Origin of the sequence: Nocardiopsis sp. TNDT3 (assembly GCF_003427465.1) — a bacterium.
Taxonomy (GTDB): Bacteria; Actinomycetota; Actinomycetes; order Streptosporangiales; family Streptosporangiaceae; genus Nocardiopsis; species Nocardiopsis dassonvillei.
On record NZ_QPFC01000309.1, the window covers coordinates 1 to 5,538 of the forward strand.

Annotated in this window: 5 protein-coding genes; all 5 read right to left on the reverse strand. The window is 73.0% G+C overall.

Annotated elements, in window-relative coordinates:
* Nucleotides 1-160: 160 nt before the first annotated feature.
* On the reverse strand, nucleotides 161-1,147 hold the full coding sequence (locus tag DQW06_RS08330; protein ID WP_013156452.1) for an NAD-dependent epimerase/dehydratase family protein: 987 nt from the start codon (nucleotides 1,145-1,147) through the stop codon (nucleotides 161-163).
* A gap of 65 nt (nucleotides 1,148-1,212) precedes the next feature.
* Complete coding sequence (locus DQW06_RS08335) at nucleotides 1,213-1,974, reverse strand: ABC transporter permease subunit (protein ID WP_013156451.1); 762 nt, start codon at nucleotides 1,972-1,974, stop codon at nucleotides 1,213-1,215.
* Nucleotides 1,971-2,684 (reverse strand): ABC transporter ATP-binding protein, encoded by a 714-nt coding sequence (locus DQW06_RS08340; protein ID WP_041553463.1) that lies wholly within the window; start codon nucleotides 2,682-2,684, stop codon nucleotides 1,971-1,973. The genes DQW06_RS08335 and DQW06_RS08340 overlap by 4 nt, the downstream gene beginning before the upstream one ends.
* Nucleotides 2,685-3,367: 683 nt before the next feature.
* Nucleotides 3,368-4,630, reverse strand: a complete 1,263-nt coding sequence (locus DQW06_RS08345) for an RNA polymerase sigma factor (protein ID WP_071621039.1) — start codon at nucleotides 4,628-4,630, stop codon at nucleotides 3,368-3,370.
* 145 nt (nucleotides 4,631-4,775) lie between these two features.
* Nucleotides 4,776-5,216: a YciI family protein gene (locus DQW06_RS08350; RefSeq protein ID WP_013156448.1), complete on the reverse strand. Its 441-nt coding sequence runs from the start codon at nucleotides 5,214-5,216 to the stop codon at nucleotides 4,776-4,778.
* Nucleotides 5,217-5,538 lie beyond the last annotated feature (322 nt).

The following is a 5,538-nucleotide window of genomic DNA, read 5'->3' on the forward strand; positions in this document are numbered from 1 at the left end:
TGGTGGTGGACGTGGACGAGGGCGCGGACAGGCTCCGGGTGACCTCGCGCGGCGCCGAGGAGGCGCCGGTGGCCTGACCCGGGCGCCGGGTCGTACACGGACAAGCGGCGCGAAGGGCCGTCTCCAGGGGAGGCGGCCCTTCGCCGTGTCCGCGGCCGGATCAGGCTCCGGCGAGCAGGCGGGCCTCCACCTCCGGGTCCAGGCCGACGCGGGGGCGGTCCGGGCGCTGGGGCGCGCCGCCCTCCAGACTCCTCAGCCAGGTCCAGGTGTCGGCGACGGTCTCGGTCACCGGACGGCAGCGCAGCCCGGTCGCGAGCGCCCTGGACACGTCCCCCTGGTGCAGGGTGTCGTACAGCTCGCCGGGCGGCACCCACACGGGCAGCTCGGTCCACGGCTGGACGCCCGCGTCGAGGAGGATCCGGGGGTCGGTCCAGCGCAGTTCGGCGTCCGATCCCGTGACCGCCGCGCACGCCTCCAGGAGTCGGCCGGTGGTGGTGTGTCCCGGCGGGCTCACCAGGTTGTGGGGGCCGCCCAGCCCGGCCTCGGCTGCGTCGAGGGTCCAGGCGGCCAGGTCGCGCGCGTCCACGTACTGCAACGGCAGGTCGCGCGGCCCGGGGGCCAGGACCGGGCCGCCCCGGGCGATCCGCTCCAGCCACCAGGGCAGGCGGCCGATGTTCTCGTACGGACCGAGGATCAGGCCCGCGCGCACGGACAGGGCCCGCTCCGCGAAGGCCGCCTCCGCCGCCAGCTCGCCGCCCCGCTTGTCCCGCGCGTAGTCGGTGCTGGGGGCCTCGGGCGAGGCGTCCACGACCGGCCCGTCCTCGTCCAGCCCGGGCGGGGCGGGGGACGCGTAGACGGAGCGGCTGGAGACGTAGGAGTAGTGCCCGGCCCGGTCGGCGAGGAGCTTCGCGGCTGCGGCCACCGCGGACGGGGCGCCCGACCAGGTGTCCACGACGGCGTCCCATCGTCCTCCGGCCAGCGCGCCGAGCCCGCCCGCCTCGGTGCGGTCCCCGTGCAGGGCGGTGGCACCGGGGGGCGCGGGGTGCCTGCCGCGGTGGAAGACGGTGACGTCCCAGTCCCTGGCGAGCGCGTCCTCCACGACCGCCCGCCCCACGAACTCGGTACCGCCCAGAACCAGAAGTCTCATGGCCGTGAGTCTGCCGGTTGTCGGCCCGACCCGCCAGGGTCGCCTGCTCAGGGCAGAACCGGGGTTCAGACCACGTCGCGGCGGAGCGTGGTGACCGAGGCCAGGCCGACCGCCACGGCGGCGTAGCCGACCAGGACCAGGGCCGCGCCCCACACGGGGAGCAGTCCCGCGAAGCCGGGGACGATCCCGGTATCGTAGAGCGCGGTGGACGCGCCGCCGGGCAGCCACTTGCCGACGTCCTGAAGTTGGGGGACGACGGTCAGGAGCGGTTCCAGCATGAACACCCACAGGATGCCGAACACCAGAGCGGCGACCTGGTTGCGGATGAGTGCGCCGACGCCTACGCCGATCATGGCGTAGGCGACGTAGGCGCCCACGGAGCCGACGAGGATGCGCGGCACCTGGTTGTCGACCAGGTCCAACCCGCCTCCCCCGGTCAGGATGGAGGCCCCGGCAGCCAGGGAGGACAGTCCGACGACGACCACGCCGAACAGCAGGCTGACCAGAGCCGCGGCCACGACCTTGGCCAGGATCACGGGCGGACGCCGCGGACTGGTCAGGAAGGTGACGTTGATCGTGCGGTGCTGGTACTCCGACGTCACCATCATGATGCCGATGACCATGGCGAAGAGGTTCCCCGAAGCGCCCATGGTCCAGACGGAAGCGGCGTACGCGGTGCTGTCGCGGCTGAGGCCGCCCTCCACCCCCGAGGCGAAGACCGCGAGGCCCAGGGAGAGGGCCACCCAGGCCAGTGCGGCGAGGAGCAGGATCCACCACAACCGGGTGGTGAGGACCTTGCGGAGTTCGGATCTGACGAGAGCGGTCACTGGCGGTCTCCAAGCGGGTGGGCGGCCGTCCCCGAGGCGGTGAGGCGGAGGAAGGCGTCGTGCAGGCTCTCCCCGTTGCCGGTGAGTTCGCCGAGGGTCCCCTGGTGGACCAGGCGGCCCCTGGCGATGATGACGACGTTGTCGACGGTCTGTTCGACCTCGGCCAGGACGTGGCTGGACACGAGGACGGCGACGCCCCTGTCGTGGGCCTGGCGGCGCAGGAACCGGCGGAGCCACTCGATGCCCTCCGGGTCCAGTCCGTTGGCGGGCTCGTCCAGGATCAGCACCCGGGGATCGCCCAGGAGCGCCCCGGCCAGTGACAGGCGCTGGCGCATGCCCATCGAGTAGCCGCCGACCCGCTTGTTCCCGGCACCGGTGATCCCGACCTCGTCCAGCACCTCGTCGGCACGGGAGAGGGGCAGGCCCGCGGCGTCGCACATGACGCGCAGGTGGTTGCGGCCGGTGCGCCCCGGGTGCAGGTTGGTGGCCTCCAGCACCGCGCCGACCTCGGTCAGCGGGTTGGGCAGGCTCGTGTAGGCGCGGCCGTTGACCAGCCCCTCGCCGCTGTCGGGGCGGACCAGGCCGAGCAGGCACCGCAGGGTGGTGGTCTTGCCCGCGCCGTTGGGGCCCAGGAAGCCGGTGACCGTGCGGGGCTCCACCGTGAAGGAGACGTGGTCAACGGCCCGCTGGCCGCGGAACGTCTTGGACACGTTCCTTATCTCGATCGCTGGCATGCACTTCGCTCTCGTCGGAGGAGTAATGGAAAACACCTTCAGCGAGAGACACGGCCATTCTCCTTTCCGCGTTCCCCGCCGGGGTTCCGCGAGAATCCTAATAAGGATCCTTTCGTTCCACGAGCGATGAATCACGAGCCCGACAGGAAACCGGAGAGCATGACTTTCGTGGGTTGCACACCGCTCAGTCCATCGGATATGCGCCATCCACCACGAGAGCGCACCGATCGGAGAAAGCGTTCGAGAGAGAAGGACGGACAGCGCGACCGCCGACACATCCTTCGTCAGTACGCGCCCTGACTTTCGTTATGCGCCCCCGGGGGAAAAGACGCCATCACAGCCTTCCGCGCACAGCCGGAAAAGGCATCGGCCTTTGCGGGAATGGCCGCTTCCGGCCACCCGCGCGGTTACGGGGCGGAGCGTCCGAGCGACCGGGACCGGGCGTGGCCTCGTGTGGTGGCCTGGGTCGTGTTCGGGACCAGCCGCGGCGTCAGCGCCGCCGCGAGCCCCCGCGCGCCCCGGCCGGACGCCGACGAGCCAGCCGACACCGTGGACGAGCTCACCCGGCGCAGGTTCGGTGACCTGGAGGGGTCCCCGCCCGCCGAGCCCCCGTGTCCTTCCGTCGGCGGGAGACCCCGACGGCGTGGTCCCCGGCCCGGTCAGTCCTCGCAGCCGCGGGCGCGGTCCAGGAGCAGCGAGCGCTCGCGCTCGTTGCGGGTCAGGGAGGCCGCGCGCTCGAACTCGGCGCGGGCCTCGGCCCGGCGGTCCAGCCGCACGAGCAGGTCGCCGCGCACGGAGGGCAGCAGGTGGTAGTCGCCCATCCCCGGCTGGTCCCGCAGCGCGTCCACGATCTCCAGCGCGGTCTCCGGGCCCGAGGCCATCGACACCGCCACCGCCCGGTTCAGCTCCACGACCGGCGAGCCGGTGACCCTGACCAGGGCCAGGTACAGCCCGGCGATGACCGTCCAGTCGGTGTCCGCGGCGGTGACCGCCCTGGCGTGTTCGGCCGCGATGGCCGCTTGGAGCACGTAGGGACCGCCGGGCTGGCTCCGGTCCGGCGGCAGTGCCCTGAACAGGGCCTCCATCCCGCGCGTGATGAGCAGGCGGTCCCAGAGCGCGCGGTTCTGCTCGGCCAGGGGGACGGGTTCCCCGCCCGGCCCGACGCGGGCGCGCAGCCGCGAGGCGTGCAGCTCCATCAGCGCCACCAGCCCGTGCGCCTCGCGCTCCCCGGGCAGCAGTTGGGCGAGCACGCGGCCCAGGCGCATGGCCTCCTCGCACAGCGTGGGGCGCGTCCACTCCGTACCCGAGGTGGCGGTGTAGCCCTCGTTGAACACCAGGTAGACGACCTCCAGCACGGAGGCCACCCGGGCGTCGCGGTCCTCGCCGACGGGCACCTCGAAGGGCACTTTCCTCTTGGCCAGGGTGCGCTTGGCGCGCACGATGCGCTGGGCGACGGTGGACTCGGGCACCAGGAAGGCCCGGGCGATCTCGTCGGTGGTGAGCCCGCCGAGCAGGCGCAGGGTGAGCGCGACGCGGGCCTCGGTGGACAGCACCGGGTGGCAGCACACGAACATCAGCCGCAGGAGGTCGTCTCCGAAGTCCTCCTCCAGGACGGCGTCGAACTCGGCCTGCCCGTCGTGCTCGGCGATCTCGCGGCCGAGGTCGGCCATGCGCCGCTGGAAGCGCTCGTCGCGGCGCCAGCGGTCGAGCACGCGGCGCTTGGCGACGGTGGTCAGCCAGGCGCCGGGGTTGTCGGGAACCCCGTCGCCGGGCCACTTCTCCAGTGCGCTGACCAGAGCGTCCTGGGCGAACTCCTCGGCGAGGCCGACGTCGCCGACCATGCGGGTGAGCGCTGCGACGAGACGGGCCGACTCGATACGCCAGACCGCCTCGACCGCGCGCGTGGCGTCGGTGTGGCTCACGGGGCAATCTCAGCACCGCGGGCAGCCCACCGCAAGCACGCGCGGCGGGCGTCGCCGACCGCCGAGCGGGCCGTACGCGACGCCCGGAACGGGCTGCGGCCCGCGGGTGCCCGGGAGCACCGCGGGCCGCACCGGCACGTGCGGGTCAGCCGCCGTGCGAGTACCCCTCGGCGCGCAGCTCGCGCTCGCGCTCCTTGAGGTGCTCGGGCATCTCGTCGCCGAAGTCGTCGGTGTCGAAGATCCGCCGCAGCACCAGGCTCATCTCCGTGTCGTCGCCCTCCGGCGGGTGCGGGCAGCGCTTGGCCCACTCCACGGCCTCCTCGTGCGAGGACACCTGGAGGACCCAGTACCCGGCGACGAACTCCTTGGCCTCGGCGAAGGGCCCGTCGGTGACGGTCGCGTCGCCGTTGCTGAAGGTGACCCGGGTCGCCTCGGAGGCGGGGGCCAGGCCGTCCCCGGCGAGCAGGACACCGGCCTTGACCATCTGCTCGTTGTAGGCGGCCATCGCCTCGAAGACCTCCGGGCTGGGCTCGTAGTCGACGGCCTCGGCCTCGGGCGTGGACATGATCGTCATCATGTAGCGCATGGTGTTCGCCTCTCGTGCGGTGTGGGGGTCCGTTCCCCCGCTCTCATCCACACGTCGAACGGCACCGGGCCGGATCGACACCTCCCCGGATTTTTTCCCGAAAGATTTTCTCCGCGCCCCCGCCGTACCGCGCACCGGGCCCCTGAGCAGCGAACACACCCCCGGGCACCGTGGGGAACCGCGTCACCCGCCTGCCTCCGCTCCCTCCCCGACCGTGTCCGGCGTCGGTCGCGTCGTCACCGCAGCCGCCCGGCGGACGCCCGCCGGGTCCGCGACGCGTCCCGGTGGCCGCAAACGGCCAAGGGGACGCCCGCCCGTGTCG